At 42.2% G+C, this 15372-nt stretch carries 17 protein-coding genes; 2 read left to right on the top strand and 15 right to left on the bottom strand.

Going from position 1 to position 15372, the window contains the following annotated elements; genetic code table 11:
- The first annotated feature begins 6 nt into the window (after positions 1–6).
- On the top strand, positions 7–699 hold the full coding sequence (locus PMAL9190_RS09300) for a proline dehydrogenase (protein ID WP_087844894.1): 693 nt from the start codon (positions 7–9) through the stop codon (positions 697–699).
- A gap of 176 nt (positions 700–875) precedes the next feature.
- Entirely contained in the window at positions 876–1241 is a 366-nt protein-coding gene (locus PMAL9190_RS09295; protein WP_087844893.1) for a SpoIIAA family protein, read from the top strand.
- A 70-nt stretch (positions 1242–1311) separates the two neighbouring features.
- Here PMAL9190_RS09295 and PMAL9190_RS09290 read toward each other — a convergent pair whose 3' ends face one another.
- The 15 genes from PMAL9190_RS09290 to PMAL9190_RS09220 form a co-directional block, all read right to left on the bottom strand.
- Entirely contained in the window at positions 1312–2538 is a 1227-nt protein-coding gene (locus tag PMAL9190_RS09290) for a beta-ketoacyl-ACP synthase (protein WP_087844892.1), read from the bottom strand.
- Positions 2535–3260, bottom strand: coding sequence for a 3-ketoacyl-ACP reductase FabG2 (locus PMAL9190_RS09285; RefSeq protein ID WP_087844891.1), 726 nt, complete (start codon positions 3258–3260; stop codon positions 2535–2537). Before PMAL9190_RS09285 ends, PMAL9190_RS09290 begins: the two co-directional genes overlap by 4 nt.
- Before the next feature lie 9 nt (positions 3261–3269).
- Complete coding sequence (locus PMAL9190_RS09280) at positions 3270–3731, bottom strand: hotdog family protein (protein WP_060996829.1); 462 nt, start codon at positions 3729–3731, stop codon at positions 3270–3272.
- Positions 3724–4974 (bottom strand): beta-ketoacyl-[acyl-carrier-protein] synthase family protein, encoded by a 1251-nt coding sequence (locus tag PMAL9190_RS09275; RefSeq protein WP_087844890.1) that lies wholly within the window; start codon positions 4972–4974, stop codon positions 3724–3726. Before PMAL9190_RS09275 ends, PMAL9190_RS09280 begins: the two co-directional genes overlap by 8 nt.
- Before the next feature lie 17 nt (positions 4975–4991).
- On the bottom strand, positions 4992–5603 hold the full coding sequence (locus PMAL9190_RS09270) for a DUF3261 domain-containing protein (RefSeq protein WP_087844889.1): 612 nt from the start codon (positions 5601–5603) through the stop codon (positions 4992–4994).
- 1 nt (position 5604) lies between these two features.
- Positions 5605–7977 carry an MMPL family transporter gene (locus PMAL9190_RS09265; protein ID WP_087844888.1) on the bottom strand — a complete coding sequence of 791 codons (2373 nt, stop codon included), beginning with the start codon at positions 7975–7977 and terminating at the stop codon, positions 5605–5607.
- Complete coding sequence (locus tag PMAL9190_RS09260) at positions 7961–8638, bottom strand: outer membrane lipoprotein carrier protein LolA (protein WP_087844887.1); 678 nt, start codon at positions 8636–8638, stop codon at positions 7961–7963. The genes PMAL9190_RS09265 and PMAL9190_RS09260 overlap by 17 nt, the downstream gene beginning before the upstream one ends.
- Entirely contained in the window at positions 8625–9065 is a 441-nt protein-coding gene (locus tag PMAL9190_RS09255; protein ID WP_087844886.1) for an acyl-CoA thioesterase, read from the bottom strand. Before PMAL9190_RS09255 ends, PMAL9190_RS09260 begins: the two co-directional genes overlap by 14 nt.
- A 118-nt stretch (positions 9066–9183) precedes the next feature.
- Entirely contained in the window at positions 9184–10740 is a 1557-nt protein-coding gene (locus PMAL9190_RS09250) for an HAL/PAL/TAL family ammonia-lyase (protein WP_065167194.1), read from the bottom strand.
- On the bottom strand, positions 10730–12418 hold the full coding sequence (locus PMAL9190_RS09245) for a glycosyltransferase family 2 protein (RefSeq protein ID WP_087844885.1): 1689 nt from the start codon (positions 12416–12418) through the stop codon (positions 10730–10732). Before PMAL9190_RS09245 ends, PMAL9190_RS09250 begins: the two co-directional genes overlap by 11 nt.
- Positions 12415–12774 carry an ApeI family dehydratase gene (locus PMAL9190_RS09240; protein ID WP_235004329.1) on the bottom strand — a complete coding sequence of 120 codons (360 nt, stop codon included), beginning with the start codon at positions 12772–12774 and terminating at the stop codon, positions 12415–12417. The genes PMAL9190_RS09245 and PMAL9190_RS09240 overlap by 4 nt, the downstream gene beginning before the upstream one ends.
- A gap of 25 nt (positions 12775–12799) precedes the next feature.
- On the bottom strand, positions 12800–14203 hold the full coding sequence (locus PMAL9190_RS09235; protein WP_087844883.1) for an AMP-binding protein: 1404 nt from the start codon (positions 14201–14203) through the stop codon (positions 12800–12802).
- Between the two features lie 39 nt (positions 14204–14242).
- Positions 14243–14806: a COG4648 family protein gene (locus PMAL9190_RS09230; RefSeq protein WP_087844975.1), complete on the bottom strand. Its 564-nt coding sequence runs from the start codon at positions 14804–14806 to the stop codon at positions 14243–14245.
- Positions 14807–14814: 8 nt separating this feature from the next.
- Positions 14815–15069, bottom strand: coding sequence for an acyl carrier protein (locus tag PMAL9190_RS09225; RefSeq protein ID WP_087820616.1), 255 nt, complete (start codon positions 15067–15069; stop codon positions 14815–14817).
- Positions 15070–15074: 5 nt separating this feature from the next.
- Positions 15075–15332, bottom strand: a complete 258-nt coding sequence (locus PMAL9190_RS09220) for a phosphopantetheine-binding protein (protein WP_060996818.1) — start codon at positions 15330–15332, stop codon at positions 15075–15077.
- Positions 15333–15372: the final 40 nt, after the last annotated feature.

The following is a 15372-nucleotide window of genomic DNA, read 5'->3' as shown; positions in this document are numbered from 1 at the left end:
GTCGTCATGCAGCAAACAGCAAATAGTCTACAAGTACTTATTGATAATAGTGCAGTGGCGATGAGTGGTTGGAATAGGATTAGCTTTGATGATCGCGCTGCTATTTTACAACGCTGGGCAAAGCAATTGCCGATGAATCTTGGCGTTATGGTGAATTACCAATGCACCAATGCACTACAATATGTCGCTGATACTGAGTTGATGCCAGGACCTACCGGTGAAACCAATGCGCTGTATTGCAGTGGTCGAGGTGTGTTTATTATTACAGTACAGCAAGGCGTCAGTAAGGAAGCGATTGTAGGCCAATTAACCGCAGCCTTAGTGTGCGGTAATTCGGTATTACTGTGTATTGATGATCTGCACTATGCTCAGCAGATAAAACAGGAGCTTGAACAGTTAGGATGTAGTGCTGATGTGATAACAGTGGTGAAGATTACTCAACTTGATGGGTTAGTTAATCATCCTCAAACCGCGGGTGTTGCTTATTGTGGCGATCTGCAAACAACACAGCATCTGGCACGTCAATTGGCGCAACGGCAAGGATTATTAGCGCAGTTAGTGAGTGAAATTGATAGTGAAACGTTAGCCGTCATTGGCGCTCAACGATATTGCTTACGGTTTATCACTGAGCGTACGCGCACGATTAATATTACAGCGGTAGGAGGCAATGCGACTTTGCTAGCATTAGGCAGCGGTTAATAAGAGCTTGGAACGACGACAATCGTGACTAGGGGTATTGTTATTGTTGCAATGTGATATTGAGTAAAAATGTGTATTTAGTGACTGAAGCAAGATAAATAAAAGCGCATTATAATTAACAGCTATATAGCCATAATATCTTTTTAGTTCATGTAATATTAAAGAAGGAATTTTGTATGTTAACCATGATTGATATTGGTATTGATAACGCCGTTGCTTTTACGTTGTCAGGTAAAGTGACAGAAGATGATATGAAGCGTGTGTTAATGGATGCTGAAGCTAAAACTGTTGATCATGGTGGTATCGTGATCTACGAAGAAATTGACAGTTTTTCAGGCATTGAGTTAGCCGCCATTGTTGAGGAGTTAAAATACCTTGTTCATGCTGGCTTAAAACATATTACTCAAGTTGCTGTTGTTGCTGATGCAAGTTGGATTGAAAAGGTCGTTAAAGTAGAAGACGCATTGTTTAGTAATATTGATATTCAATACTTTTCTGTTGCTGAAAAACAACAAGCGATTACATTTTTACAGCAGCAATAAAGACTATAGGTTGTGAAAATGCCCTTGGTATCAAGCTCATATAAAGCCAATATGATACCAAGGGATCGGTTTATATACGCTTAAAAATCAATGAAGTATTAATACCACCAAAAGCAAAGTTATTACTCATGATATAATCACAATCAATATTTCGACCTTGGCCTTGAAGATAATCGAGCTCACCACAGCGTGGATCTGGAGTGGTTAAATTCAAGGTTGGGTTAAACCAGCCACTGTTCATCATTTCAATACTGAGCCATGCTTCAATAGCACCACAAGCACCTAAAGTATGTCCAAAGTAGCTTTTGAGGCTGCTGATTGGGGTTGTATTGCCAAAAATATTGGCCGTCGCCTGACTTTCAGCAATATCACCTTTTTCAGTAGCGGTACCATGGGCTGAAATATAGCCAATATCTTGTGGCTGTAATTGTGCTTGTTGCAATGCCATTGCCATACATTGCTGCATGGTTTGTTGTTGAGGCTGGGTAATATGTGCAGCATCGCAATTGGTCGCAAAGCCAACCACTTCTGCTAAAATCGTCGCACCTCTATCAAGCGCATGTTGATATTCTTCTAAAACTAATGAGCCAGCGCCTTCGCCAATCACTAATCCATCCCGATCAACATCGTAGGGGCGTGGGGTTAAGTTGGGAGTGTCATTTTTAAGGCTGGTGGCAAAAAGGGTATCAAACACCGCTGACTCGGTTGGGCATAATTCTTCTGCGCCACCTGCAACCATCACGGTTTGATAACCATGTTTGATAGCTTCATAAGCATAACCTATGGCTTGACTTCCTGATGTACAAGCACTACTTGTTGGGATCACGCGCCCACGTAAGCCAAAAAATAACCCCACATTGACTGCTGTGGTATGCGGCATCATTTGAACATAAGTCGTTGCTGTGATTTCTTTGGTGGTTTTATCATTTAGCATAGTACCAAAGGCACCAATAGCTGGTGTGCTACCTATCGATGAACCATAGGCAATGCCAGTATTGCCGTTAGTGAGTATATTCTGATCGACTAAACCAGCTTGGGTGAGTGCTTGCTCGGTAGCAACGGTGGCGAGTTTAGATACTCTTCCCATCGCGCGCAGTTGCTTACGGGTATAGTGCTTCGGAACAGTAAAGTCGCTAATGGGGCCGGCAAGTTTGGTATTTAAACCATCATAAAGGGCGTAATCGTCCATATAGACCACGGCATTGTTACCCTCGCGCAATTTTTGTTCGACGGTTAGCCAATCTTGACCCAGCGCGGTTACTCCTCCCATGCCAGTGATCACTACGCGATGGTTCATACTAAACCTCCATTAATAGAAATCACTTGGCGGGTAACATAAGCAGCGATATCTGACATTAAATAACTGACTAAGCCTGCTACTTCTTGAGGATCACCCATGCGGCGTAATGGTACTTGCGGTAGCGCATGTTGTTTAACATGCTCATCGATCATACCGGTATCAATCAGCCCCGGAGCGACACAGTTAACGGTAATTTTACGTTTTGCCAGCTCAAGTGCGAGTGATTTTGATGCGCCAATCACGCCAGCTTTAGCGGCACTGTAGTTAGTTTGACCGCGGTTGCCAGTAATGCCCGATACCGATGCTAGCGTGACAATACGACCACCTTGGCGTAATTGCACCATTGGCATCACACATGGATGAAGGACGTTATAAAAGCTATCGAGATTGGTATGGATAACACCATCCCATTCTTGTTCTGTCATCGCTGGAAAGGCTGTATCGCGAGTAATTCCTGCATTGCTAACGACACCATAATAGGCACCATGCTTGGCAATATCTTGTTCAAGATGCTGGCGACATTGGTCACGATCACTGATATCAAATTGAATAATACGCCCTTGACCGCCCGCACGAATAATTGTGGCAAGCGTTGATTCTGCGCCTGCTTGATCACGCATATAATGCACAGCAATAGTAAATCCATCTTGTGCTAATTGGATGGCGATTGCGCGTCCAATGCCTTTACTAGCACCCGTAACAAGTACCTGTCGAGTCATGAAATCTTCCTATTGTTTGGTGGTAAGCAGGGTTGCAATTTTTTCTTCTGAAGGAAGATACGCATTGAGTTGGCAACTAGCAATAGTTTGTTGTTGATGAGTGATCTTGCAACTAAATACCACCATGTTGTTGTCTTGCATTAAGCGTTCGGCATGAATATCAAGCACGACCCCTTGCTTAAATTGCGCCCATTCACTGTGGTAACGACGACAGCCAAGTAAAAACCCCATCGGTGTTGGTTTGCCTTGTTGCCATGCATGATAACCGGCCCAACTCGCAATGGTTTGTGCCATTAATTCAATCCCAACATACGCTGCAACTGCGTGAGTGTGTTTATCAAAAAAAAGATTGTCTGAGCGGATTGTGACTTGGCAATGGACATTTTCCACATCAACACTGATCAGCTCATCAATTAATATCATTGGAGCTTCATGAGGCAATAATTGTGCTAACGGTGGTATTTTAGTCATTAACGTATCCAAAAATTAAGCTGATGTTATTACCACCAAAAGCAAACGAGTTACTTAATACTGCTGATGTAGTTAATGGTAATGGTTGTTTTACAAGTGTGATTGGCAGCTGTGGATCTTGATGACCATCGTTTATTTGTAATGGTAACGGTAGCTGATAAGCCAAAATATACCAGCAAATTGCAGCCTCGACAGCACTTGCTGCGCCAAGCGTATGCCCTGTGAGTGGTTTGGTTGAGCTAACCGCAACTTGAGAGCCAAATACACGTGCAATTGCTTTAGCTTCCATTGCATCATTAAGGGGAGTCGCGGTGCCATGAGCATTAATATAGCCAATATCATCAGGTTGTAAGTTCGCATCAGCTAATGCATTTCGCATCGCAACTTCTGCGCCATTACCGTCAGGATGCGGGGCTGAAATATGATAAGCATCAGAGCTATCACCAGCGCCTAAAAGCGCAATATTTTGGTGTGGTAAACCTTTATGGTTATCGCTAATGTATTTATTTTCAGTGTTTACATCAGGAGTAAGTGCTAACAACATAAAGGCTGCCGCTTCACCGATATTAATGCCATTACGGTTAACACTAAAGGGATTACAACGGCGAGTAGAAAGTGAATCTAGGCCATGAAAGCCATTGAGTGTTAGTCGACATAATGTATCTGCGCCACCGACGATAACTGCATCTGCTAAGCCTGCTTTAAGTAATCGTTTAGCTGACAAAAAGCTACGTCCACTTGAAGAACAAGCGGTTGATATGGTGTAAACCAAGCCAGTTAAACCAAAGTAATCAGCAATAAATTGGCCGCTATTAGCGGGTTCTTGTTGGTGGTAATGAAACTTTTCTGGTAGCTGATCTTGTGCGACAAGCTGTTCTAATGCAACTTCACCATCACTGATACCAGAGGTTGTCGTACCGATTATTACTGCAATACGATCGCGACCAAATTGCTTAATAGCATGCTCTATTTGGGGGGCAATTTGTTCTAATGCCGATACTGCAAGACGGTTATTAGCGGTATTTTGATACGGGTATTGTTGCTCATCAATCGCAGCTAATGGCGTGCTTACTTGGCCAATAACTGTTTCACTGCCGTCATTGAGCCAGCCACGTACCGTATGCATATCAGGACTAAACCCTGCCAGCAGACGTTGCTGAATTTGTTCAGTTGTGGCGCCTAAAGCAGAATGAAAACCACAGCCACGAATATAGATTGGGGTTGTAGATTGATTATGTTTCATAAAATTCCGTGCTGACATTATTGACGCTGATAGTGTAATGTTTTTATGGTAATTGTGTAATTAGGCCGGTGATTTACAAACGTAATTGTCCCTTTTAATTTATTCGCATTTTGGTAGTTAATATCGGCGATAACCATGCCTTTATCATCGATAAGTTGACGCTGGTTCGCGGTTTGCTTTAATTGCCAACCAATGTGCTGTAACGGCTGCTGCCATGCTGAAAGTGGCCATAAGGTGATCATCATATTAAACAGAACTTGTTTTGGCTCTGGTAGGGTTGAACCTAAGCCTGGCATCACATAGGTAGTTAACTGCTGGTGGGTATAATCTAAGCTTAAAATACGCGAACCCCATGACGAAAATCCCGCTAGTGCTAATGCTTGTGGTGTGACTTGCAATTGCACCGGTAATTGATGATTGGTGTGTTGCCAAGTGGCTGTGATCAATTGACTGGCGGTTAATGAATAACCCAATTGTGCCGGAGTGGGTAAGCTAACTAAGGTGTGCGGTGCAATTTCAACTTGATTTGATTGCGGTTGAGAGATAGTCGCACAGCCTGAAGTAAATAAGGTTGTCAGTAATACAATCAAGAAGCGACGTTTACTCTTGTTGTTAATAAAACGAGACATATCATTTAACTCCTGCTTTAGTCGTCGCTGGTGAAGAGGGCGTCATGGCCAAAGGCGCGAGTAACCATGCAATAATAATTCCTGTCAGTACCGTAATGCCAAAACTATGAATCGCTTGAGTCGCACTGAGGGCTAATAATCCAAACGATAATACCGTCGTTAATGCGGATAAAGTAATCGCTAATAATGTTGAACGGCGATGATGATCGTTAGCGGTTGATTTTAATTCTGCAAAAAAGAGGCTGTAGTCAATCCCAATCCCGAGGATTAATATTAACGCTAATAAATTAAACAGATTTAATGGCGTACCACTGATACTGGTGATCGCAATCCCCGCACAGCCACCAATCACTGATGGCATGATCATTTGAAGGCCTTTCTTTAGCTTATAGCGCCACACTAATAAAGCCAAAATTACCATGGTTGCCGCAATTAATAACTCAGTTACGCGTTGGCGGTATTGTCCAAAAAGCTGTGATACTTCATCGGCTTTATTGAGGTAGCTTAACTGGCTATCTTGTGCCACGAGTTGTTTAATTGCACTTAGCTGGTGAACACCAGAGAGCAAAATAACCGCACCATAGTTTTGCTCAGAAGGTGATTGATTTATGTTACCAAGCCAAGTAAAACGCAGTGGTTTTGATACTGGTGAAGCTAAATAGTCAGCAATGGTTAGCGGTTGGAATGTCGCTGTAAACTGTGGTGGTTGGCTTAATTTTATTTTTTTATCTAGCTCAGGGCCTTGCTGTTGATATAAATGTTTAACTAATGCGAAGTTATGCTTTTGAGTTGCAATCGACGGTAAGTAATGGCCGATACTTTGGTAGCTATCAAGTTTGTGAGTCATTACTAACTTGTCGAGTTGTTGATCGACGGCAGCGAGCTTTGTTAATAGATCTTGCGCTGTTTTGGCTTTAATGAGCAACATTTGCTGACCACTACTCACTCCTGTAATGGCTTTAATGGTTGCTTCCTGTTGTTTGAGTTGCTGTGGTAATGCTTGTAGTTGGCGAATATCGTCATCATAGTGAGTATGATATAAACCGACGAATGAAGCTGTTGCTAATATTAATGGCACACTCCAACGAACGCTTGCTAGATGCCACAATTGTAGCCACCCATTAAGTAATTGACGGCAAGGTAATGGTCGAGGTGAACATGGCTTTGATGCCAAGCTTGGATACCAACACACAACCGTGGCATAAGCGGCAATTAATCCAATGGCTGAAAATAATGATAATTGCTGTAGCCCAGGAAAAGGTGCGACTAACATGCCTAAATAACCAATCAGACTGGTAATCAGACCTAGGCTAATTGCGACCCAAATATGCTTGAGTCCTTGGTATGGATTCCAATCTTTGCCTGCGGCTAATCTATCGGTGAGGTAGTGAAAGGCATAGTCAATTGAGACTCCAATTAAGCTTGCACCAAACACGAGACTAAACAGGTGCACTTTGCCAAAAATGGCGACGGTACCGACAAACGCAGCAATCAAACCACAGCTAATGGACAATAACGCCAATGCTAGCGGTAATGGACTGCGATAGACCACCACCAATAACACAAGGATCCCTAATAGCGATCCTAAACCGATGGTACTGATTTCTTGTTCAGCGCTTTGAGTGCCGTGAGCCGCATAAAAAATCACCCCAGTATGTAAAATATCGACTTTTTCTGTTGCAGTAGAATAGTGGTTGATGATCTGCTGTTGTAACGCATTAAGAGCCGGTAACTGGTGCTGTAATTTAACGCTATAAGGGGAACCGCTGAGCTCTGCAGTAATTAAAGCGTAATGTCGTTGATGATATTGAGTGGTCAAAAAGCCATGATTAAGACTGAAATGGCCACTTTGAGCGCTTAACTGGGTTAAAAAGTCACGAAATAATAAAAATGGATCGTGTTTAAGTTCAGCACCTGTCACGCCAGAAAAGGGATTATACAACGCTTGTAATACTTGCTCAGTTTGTTGGTGTGGGTTGTGTGCTAACCGTTGCTGTTGTGCTGGCGTTAATAGCTGAAACCGCTTTGGGTAGTACAATTGTGCCCAAGCTTGTTGTTGGCTATTACTCATCTTTGCATCAATATTGGCAAATAACCCCAGTTTTGCCAGTTGCTGACTAAATTGTTCAGCAGCAGCGATCATGGTGGCGCTATTTGGGCTGCCAACTAAAAAGATCACCTTATTACTCATGCTGGTGGCGATATGATCAAACGCTTGCTGAGCGGCTGGATCTTGATCATTTTTGGGTAATAACGCCAGAATATTAGTTTCAATGGGTAATTGTTTATGTGCGGTGAGTTGGTAACCCAAAGCGGCAACCAACAGCAACATAATGATAAGCCATAAGCGGCTAAGGTTAGAATTTGAAAACACGATGTTCTTCTGTGGTTAGCGAGGCGGGTGTTGTGCGCTGGTGGCTAAAAGTAATCACTGTTTTATCGCCACGAACTTCAGCCAATGTAAGTTTATTGATGAACTTATTTCCTGCAAGAGTAATACGTGTAAAGACTTTATTTAATGGCGCTTGTTTAGGGATTAATACGAGTTGCCACTTATTGGTACTGTTGTTAGCGTCTGCATGGTTGTTATCAACAGCTAAGGTGGTCAGTTTCAAATTAAATTGTTGATCTAACGCCGAAGTATCACCGTTAAAGAGGGCTAAAAAGATATGGCTAAAATAAAACACCATCGGGTTTTGAGCCGCTGAAATAATTTGTGGCGGTTGATGATCAAATTGCTGGCTAAGTTTATTTTGGGTTAACACTAATGAGACCGCCATTGGTGTCGTTTGATGCCACCATAGGCCTTGATTAGCTGCAATGACAAATTTGCCATTTGACACCAAGGGTTGATTAAACATTGCCATGGTTCGGCTTTGACTAAAATCGCCACGCACGACCTTAGGGGCAGCAAGGGTCTGTTGGAGTTCGGTTAATGTCATCGCTTGAGCTGATAAACTAATGCTTGCTAACACAGCCCACAAGAGCCTATTTCGCCACCATTTAAGCGTTATAATTGAATTATTGATTTTCATGCCAAGCCTTTATTTTATCAGTAAAAATAGTGGGTGAGACAAAACACATTTCGTGATTTTCAATCCCGACAGCTACCTGCATTGTGTAGCCTTTTGTCATTCTGGCGTTAGTCGCGGCATCGTAGATAATATAATCAACCCGTAGTCGATTTTCCCATTCAGTAAGGGTTGCTGTTATGCGAATTTGATGATCAAACGGAATCGGTTTTATATATTTTACGCGTGTATCAATGATAGGCCATAAGTAACCGGAAGCTTGCATATCACGATAGCTATAATTGATTTTTTCCATCAATAGTCGGCGTACTTCCTCAAAAAAACGAAAGTAATTACCGTGATAAATCACACCCATCGGATCGGCATCTTGAAAATGGGTCGTTAACGTTAGCTCGGCAGTCAGTAAAGGCATAGCAGAATGTGAAGTCATGGGTTACTCAGTCATTGTTAAAGTTAAAACGATACATCAAAGCTAACCATCATCGAATGGCCTTGCACTAAGGTCAAGGCCACGTAAGATCAAATAGTTGTTAACCGATCATTAGCGATCAATATAATGACCAATGTTGATGTTGGATCTTATTGATGAAATGACGTAAATCTTGTTCTAATGGACGATCTTCAATCACAAACTCAAAATCGCTCAGGACAGCTTGTTGCATCGCTTGTAACGCTGGACTGATATTAGTATCTGTCAGCTGATGCTCACGTTTACGCAGTTCAATGGCTTGAGTTGCCGCTAATAGCGATGCCGCAGTGACTTGTTCAGTCAATTGTAATACGCGTAAACAGTCACGAGATGCAATGGTGCCCATACTGACTTTATCTTGATTATGGCATTCAGTGGAGCGTGAAAATACGCTTGCTGGCATGGTGTGTTTTAACGCCTCGGCTGTCCATGCAGAAATACCAATTTGGACCGCTTTAAAACCATGATTAATCGGTTTACGCTCACCTGTCGCGCCAGTTAAGTTAAAAGGTAATCCATTATTGAACTTATAATCCATTAACTGTGCCATTTGACGATCAAGCAAATCAGCAATATTAGCTACTGCTGTTTTAAGCATATCCATCGCCATCGCAATATGACCCCCGTAAAAATGACCGCCATGAAGTACGCGTTCGTTATCACCATCAATGATGGGGTTGTCGTTGGCACTATTGAGTTCATTTTCGATCATTTGGCGCAGCCATGGCAGGCTATCTTGCAGCACTCCAATCACATGCGGCGCGCAACGCAATGAGTAACGATCTTGTAAACGATCACTGTTACGGGGTGGACGTTCAGCTTGCAGATCTGAGCGTAACCAGCTGGCGATTTGCTGTTGGCCTGGGTGGGGCTTTACTGCAAATAAGGCTTCATCAAAGTGGAAAGCGTTACCTTGAATGCCCACTGACACCATAGCGGTAATTTTGGTCGCTAGTTGAGCCAGATACTCTGCGCGTTTATAAGCAATACAAGCCAATGCTGTCATCACTGAAGTGCCGTTCATCAATGCTAAGCCTTCTTTGGGCTTGAGTTTGATAGGTTTGATACCCAACTCTTTAAACACGTCTGCAGTTGGGCGAATTTGACCTTGGTAAATTACTTCGCGCTCACCAATCAGTGTCGCTGCGAGATAAGATAATGGGGTTAAATCACCACTGGCACCGACCGAACCTTCTTGTGGAATTCGAGGGCTAATATCATGATTGATCAAAGTAACAATTTGATTGAGTAGTGGGTGACTAACACCAGATACCCCTTGAGCCAATGAACATAAACGAGTCGCGAGTACAGCGCGCGCCTGTTGATGATCAAGATCATCGCCTAAACCACAGCCATGAAAACGGGTAAGGTTAAGCGGAAGATCATCGACAAGATGAGTCGGGATCGCTACGGTGCATGAATCACCATAACCGGTCGTCACGCCGTATATGACCCCTTCTTCTTTTAATAATCGTTCAAGAAAAGCGACGCCACGATCGATTTTACTGCTAAATGCGGCATCAGTGTTCATTTCAGCAGCGGCGCCATTACTGATGGCGACCACATCTTCAATCGTGAGTCGTTCAGCACCAAAGCGAATGGTTTGTTGGGGGATTGCGTGAGAGTTATTTGTCATCTTTTTTTCCACTAAGCTGCCAAAAATTAAAAAAGTTGTACCATTGTAATGGTGCTTGTAGTGTGTAGTGCTCAAGGCGAGTTGCATAGCGTTCAACCACTGTTTGTAGAGCAGCATTACGCGTGGCGCGAGGTAATATTATTTGCTCACTAAGTGACTCAAAATAGACATCGAAGTGTGGGGTTGTTTGGCTATCATCACGTAGGCCAAATAATAAATAAACCGGAGTTTTTAGGATCGCCGCAAGAATAAATGGGCCTTGTGGAAACGGCGCTTGTTGGCCGAGAAAATTAGCCCAACTAACACGAGTCTCATTGGCAACCGAGGTGCGATCGCCGACGATAACCACCCATTCTCCTCGTTCTATTTTTTGTTGAAGAATAATGGCAGTATCTGCGCCGAGTTGATTAACATGAATAAGATTGAGGTTAGAATCTGGATTGATTGCGTTTAAAACATGATTAAAACGCGCCGCATGCTCAGTAAAAACTAATGCATTAATTTTAATATTTTTATGGCGTTGGCTAAGGGCACGACATAATTCAAGATTACCTAAGTGCGAGCCAATAATGACCACACCTTGCTTACTGGCAACAATATTATCAAAGTGATGCTGACCATGAATAGTGAGATTATTGGCGTCGTAATCTCCTTTCCAAGCGGCAAGTTTATCAAGCGTTGTGTGACCAAATGACAATAAATGCTGATAGCTAGAAAGATTGGTTGGTAATTGCAGTTGCTGCTGCTCGGCATAGTGGTGCAATTGTTGTAAATAGTGCTCTGAAGCCTGACGAGCACTTTTACTGGTTAAATAATAATAACCAATCACTAATTTTAATAAGCCATTGACGGCGTTACGTCCTAGCAGGCTATAGATAGCCAATAGGATTTTAATACCTAAAATAGTGCCTCGTTCGCTATTATTTGACCAGTGCTGTGAGCGTGAACGGCGACGTTTGAGTAACCTGGGTATACGCGGCAACATACCGCAGAATAATTTGGTATGCATCCAACTGATTTTAAGGTTATCCCATAATGCATCAAAATGAGAAATTCCTCCTTCGGGGTAGATAACCTTGGTATCTAAAAACTGAATCTCACCATTATTCCAATAAAAATACACCATTATCTCAGTATCAAATTCCATTCTCTGACTAAAATGGCGTTGTGCTAACAGTGGAATTATTGGCTCGATAGGATAACTACGAAAGCCACACATACTGTCTTTAATATCTAATGACAGTGTTTCAATCCATACCCAAAAATGAGTGATATAGCGACCGTATAAGCGTGATTTAGGCACTGATGCATCGTAAATCGGCTTACCTGAAATCATTGCGCTAGGGTGTTGATGCGATAAATGAAGTAGATTTTGCAATGCTTCAAGATCATGTTGTCCATCTGCATCTATCTGAATCGCATGGCTATAATTATGCTGATGGGCATGGTGTATAGCGGCGATTACTGCGCCACCTTTTCCGCGATTCTTGGGTAAAGTAATAACAGTGACATTATTACGCTGTGCCTGTTGGATAAGGATATCTTTGGTCGGCTGGTTACTGCCATCATCAATAATAATAATGGGATAAGCAAAAGTGTCTAATGCATCAATAATAGCAGGTACAGTTTGGCCGTGGTTATAACAAGGGATAATAAAACAGGGGTGAAACCAACTCATGCTGCTGCTCTCATGCTTATTCTGCCAGAAGAGTGAATGATTTGTTCGTTTACAGGCGTTGTAGAACTAAAGCTAAAATGTAATTTTTGTTTGTCAACGTTCCAATCAAGCGTCAGGATGATGGTGCTGTTGGGTAAAATGGGTTGTTGAAATTTAATCACATCCATTCCTCCAAACGCGGTTGGCATATTTTGAAAACAATCCCGTGCAAAATGGACCGCCCAATCAAGCTGGCTGACACCAGGTAACAACGCAAAGTTTGGAAAGTGGCCCTTAAAATCATCTAATTCACTATCGACACATAAAGTAATAACAGCATGATGGTCAACAATATGGCGGTCAACTAAAGTCGGCATTGGTCTATTCATTGGTCGTTATTACTTATTGGTTAGGAATGTTAAACAGATTTTCAAGCTCACGAATTAGTCGTTTGCCTTGGCTATTTAAGGGAATTTCAGTCACTGGACGAAAATGACGAGGAATAGCGATAGGCTCTATCCATTGGCGTAATTGTTGGCGTAACAGTAACCAAAATTTGCCTTTCCCCATCAGCTCTAGTTGCTCAACACCTTGTGCTGTTAGAGTGATCACCGCGCCAATGTGTATTCGTTGCTGATACTCTAACGGCAGGACTGCCGCTTCATTGATCGATTCAAGTTGGCACAAGCGCTGTTCAATTTCAGTGAGCGATATGCGTTTTTCTTCAATTTTAATGACGCGATCAGTGCGGCCTTTGAGTTCAAAATGATCATCGTCAATCAATACACAGTGATCACAAGTCTGATACCAATGTTTGGCATCGACAAAAGGAGAGCAAATTTTTAAGCATTGCTCAACATTGAGCGCAATCTTAACCACTTTAAAACGTGACCATGGCGTGGTGGGCTGCTGTTGCTGACGATAACCAATTCCCCCTGTTTCAGTACTGCCAAACACTTCAAAAGGCAGTGTCTTACATAATTGTAGACACTGTTGTGCAGCAAGAAAGGGCAGAGGGCCGCCAGATGAAAATACCGCCTTGTACGGTGTAGTTGTGACATGATTATTGAGGCGCTTTAATAATGCCGGACTACTGATTAAGGTGTTATTGGTTGAAGCTTGCGCTGTGACCTGTTCAGGATATTCAAGATTAAAACAATCAAAACTACGTCCGCTACATAACGGCCACAGTACACGAAATAATAAGCCATAAATATGTTGATGCGAGACCGTACTGCAAATATGGCTGTGGCGTAATTGTTGACCCCAAATCGTTTCCAGTTGAGCGATTTCGTTATCCAGTAAATCAAGGGTTTTAATGATCGCTTTAGGCGTGCCACTTGAACCAGAGGTAAACAAGGTTAATTCAATATCAGTTAGCGTGAGTGCTGAAAAAACCACTTCAGCCACAACAGGTTGCTGTGGCTTATTGAGTAAGGTTGAGATATTGATAGCGGTTAATGAAGCATCAACAGTCATTTCTGCATCATGTAATAGCATATCAAAATGTGCACTTAATTCAGCCAGTGCTGCGGGTTGATGATTACTGGGTAATATCAGTTGCTTATTTGCATGAATAACGGCCATAAAAGCAACAGCAAACACATAGCTATCTTTGCAACACACTGCAATTCGCGATTGTTCTATGGGGGCTAATTGCTGGCTTAAACAAAAAACATCTGCTCGAAACTGCGTCCATGAATGCTGACTGAGACCATTAATTGCCACCGGATTAAGATGATGAGTAGGGCGTTGCATTAAAGTCGATAGTGAAATTAATGCAGCAGGTGTTATAGCTGTATCCATGACCGTTCTCGAGGGTTTATAATAAAAGTTAGTGCTTACTTAATCGGTGTTTTTACGGCGATACCACTGGCGAAATACCCACTCAGTGCCAAATAAGCTGCCTGCTAATATATAGCTGATAAAACCGTTATATAATGTCCATATGTGTAATGACATCAGACAAGTAATGAAAGCAATAGTGCCATTGATAATAAAAAATACGCACCATATCTGCGTCACTTTACGGGTGTAGCTTACACCGCTAGCAGGTAAATCGGGTTCTTGTAAGCGTGCAATCCGCTCGATTAAGCTTTGTTGTTGCCATAAACTGCTACTAAATAGCCCTAGCATTAGTGCATTGACAATAACCGGGTAATAGAGCAACAACCCATGTTGCCGAAAAAGTGCACCTAATGTGACTAAGGTAATGCCTGCGCCACCGCTTAACCAGCCAATATATTTTAGTTCTTTAAGCTGCGTCTGCTTCGCTGCAATAATTCGAACAATAAAAAATACTGCCAATAAAGCACCAACGGTTACTATTCCCCAACGACTAATACCGTAATAAACGGCAACGGGGTAAGCAAGTAACGCTAATGCTGACAATATTGTTAGCAGACGCATTATCATTATTAAGCCTTAAGTAAATCAGCAACAGCGATAACAACATCATTAACGGTACGTACTGTTTTAAACTCATCAGCTTGAATTTTTTTACCGGTCAAATTTTGTAAACGTACAACGAGATCAACCGCATCAATGCTATCAAGATCAAGGTCTTGATAAAGATGAGAGTCTAAATGGATATCGTTAGCATCAAGTTCAAACAGCTCTACTAAAAGTGCTTTAACTTGGTCAAAAATCTGGTCGTTATTCATTTGAGTCATAATAATTACGCTTTGTTCTGGAAGATATAATCAGCAAGATTGGCTACAGATGCAAAATGTTGACGCGTGTTAGTGTCATCTGCATCAATAACAATATTGTATGTTTTCTTGATTGCTAGTCCAAGTTCGAGGGCATCAATAGAATCTAACCCGAGGCCATCGTTAAACAGAGGGGCATGGGTATCGATATCCTCAACGGTAATATCTTCCAAATTTAACACATCGATAATTAATGTTTTTAATTCTGTATGTAGTTGTTCCATATTACCTACTTCTGGTTAAGGTTAACGACAGTATAAATGT

It is taken from the genome of Photobacterium malacitanum (assembly GCF_900185615.1).
GTDB classification, from domain to species: Bacteria; Pseudomonadota; Gammaproteobacteria; order Enterobacterales; family Vibrionaceae; genus Photobacterium; species Photobacterium malacitanum.
The sequence above is the reverse complement of the archived record's forward strand: the minus strand, read 5'-3'. Positions and strand labels throughout refer to the sequence as shown.

What these genes read in the sequence shown, in the direction of transcription:
- PMAL9190_RS09300 (WP_087844894.1), top strand. Translation starts at nt 7, where the DNA reads ATGCAGCAAACAGCAAATAGTCTACAAGTACTTATTGATAATAGTGCA.
- PMAL9190_RS09295 (WP_087844893.1), top strand. Translation starts at nt 876, where the DNA reads ATGTTAACCATGATTGATATTGGTATTGATAACGCCGTTGCTTTTACG.
- PMAL9190_RS09290 (WP_087844892.1), bottom strand. Translation starts at nt 2,538, where the DNA reads ATGAACCATCGCGTAGTGATCACTGGCATGGGAGGAGTAACCGCGCTG.
- PMAL9190_RS09285 (WP_087844891.1), bottom strand. Translation starts at nt 3,260, where the DNA reads ATGACTCGACAGGTACTTGTTACGGGTGCTAGTAAAGGCATTGGACGC.
- PMAL9190_RS09280 (WP_060996829.1), bottom strand. Translation starts at nt 3,731, where the DNA reads ATGACTAAAATACCACCGTTAGCACAATTATTGCCTCATGAAGCTCCA.
- PMAL9190_RS09275 (WP_087844890.1), bottom strand. Translation starts at nt 4,974, where the DNA reads ATGAAACATAATCAATCTACAACCCCAATCTATATTCGTGGCTGTGGT.
- PMAL9190_RS09270 (WP_087844889.1), bottom strand. Translation starts at nt 5,603, where the DNA reads ATGTCTCGTTTTATTAACAACAAGAGTAAACGTCGCTTCTTGATTGTA.
- PMAL9190_RS09260 (WP_087844887.1), bottom strand. Translation starts at nt 8,638, where the DNA reads ATGAAAATCAATAATTCAATTATAACGCTTAAATGGTGGCGAAATAGG.
- PMAL9190_RS09255 (WP_087844886.1), bottom strand. Translation starts at nt 9,065, where the DNA reads ATGACTTCACATTCTGCTATGCCTTTACTGACTGCCGAGCTAACGTTA.
- PMAL9190_RS09250 (WP_065167194.1), bottom strand. Translation starts at nt 10,740, where the DNA reads ATGACAAATAACTCTCACGCAATCCCCCAACAAACCATTCGCTTTGGT.
- PMAL9190_RS09245 (WP_087844885.1), bottom strand. Translation starts at nt 12,418, where the DNA reads ATGAGTTGGTTTCACCCCTGTTTTATTATCCCTTGTTATAACCACGGC.
- PMAL9190_RS09240 (WP_235004329.1), bottom strand. Translation starts at nt 12,774, where the DNA reads ATGCCGACTTTAGTTGACCGCCATATTGTTGACCATCATGCTGTTATT.
- PMAL9190_RS09235 (WP_087844883.1), bottom strand. Translation starts at nt 14,203, where the DNA reads ATGGATACAGCTATAACACCTGCTGCATTAATTTCACTATCGACTTTA.
- PMAL9190_RS09230 (WP_087844975.1), bottom strand. Translation starts at nt 14,806, where the DNA reads ATGCGTCTGCTAACAATATTGTCAGCATTAGCGTTACTTGCTTACCCC.
- PMAL9190_RS09225 (WP_087820616.1), bottom strand. Translation starts at nt 15,069, where the DNA reads ATGACTCAAATGAATAACGACCAGATTTTTGACCAAGTTAAAGCACTT.
- PMAL9190_RS09220 (WP_060996818.1), bottom strand. Translation starts at nt 15,332, where the DNA reads ATGGAACAACTACATACAGAATTAAAAACATTAATTATCGATGTGTTA.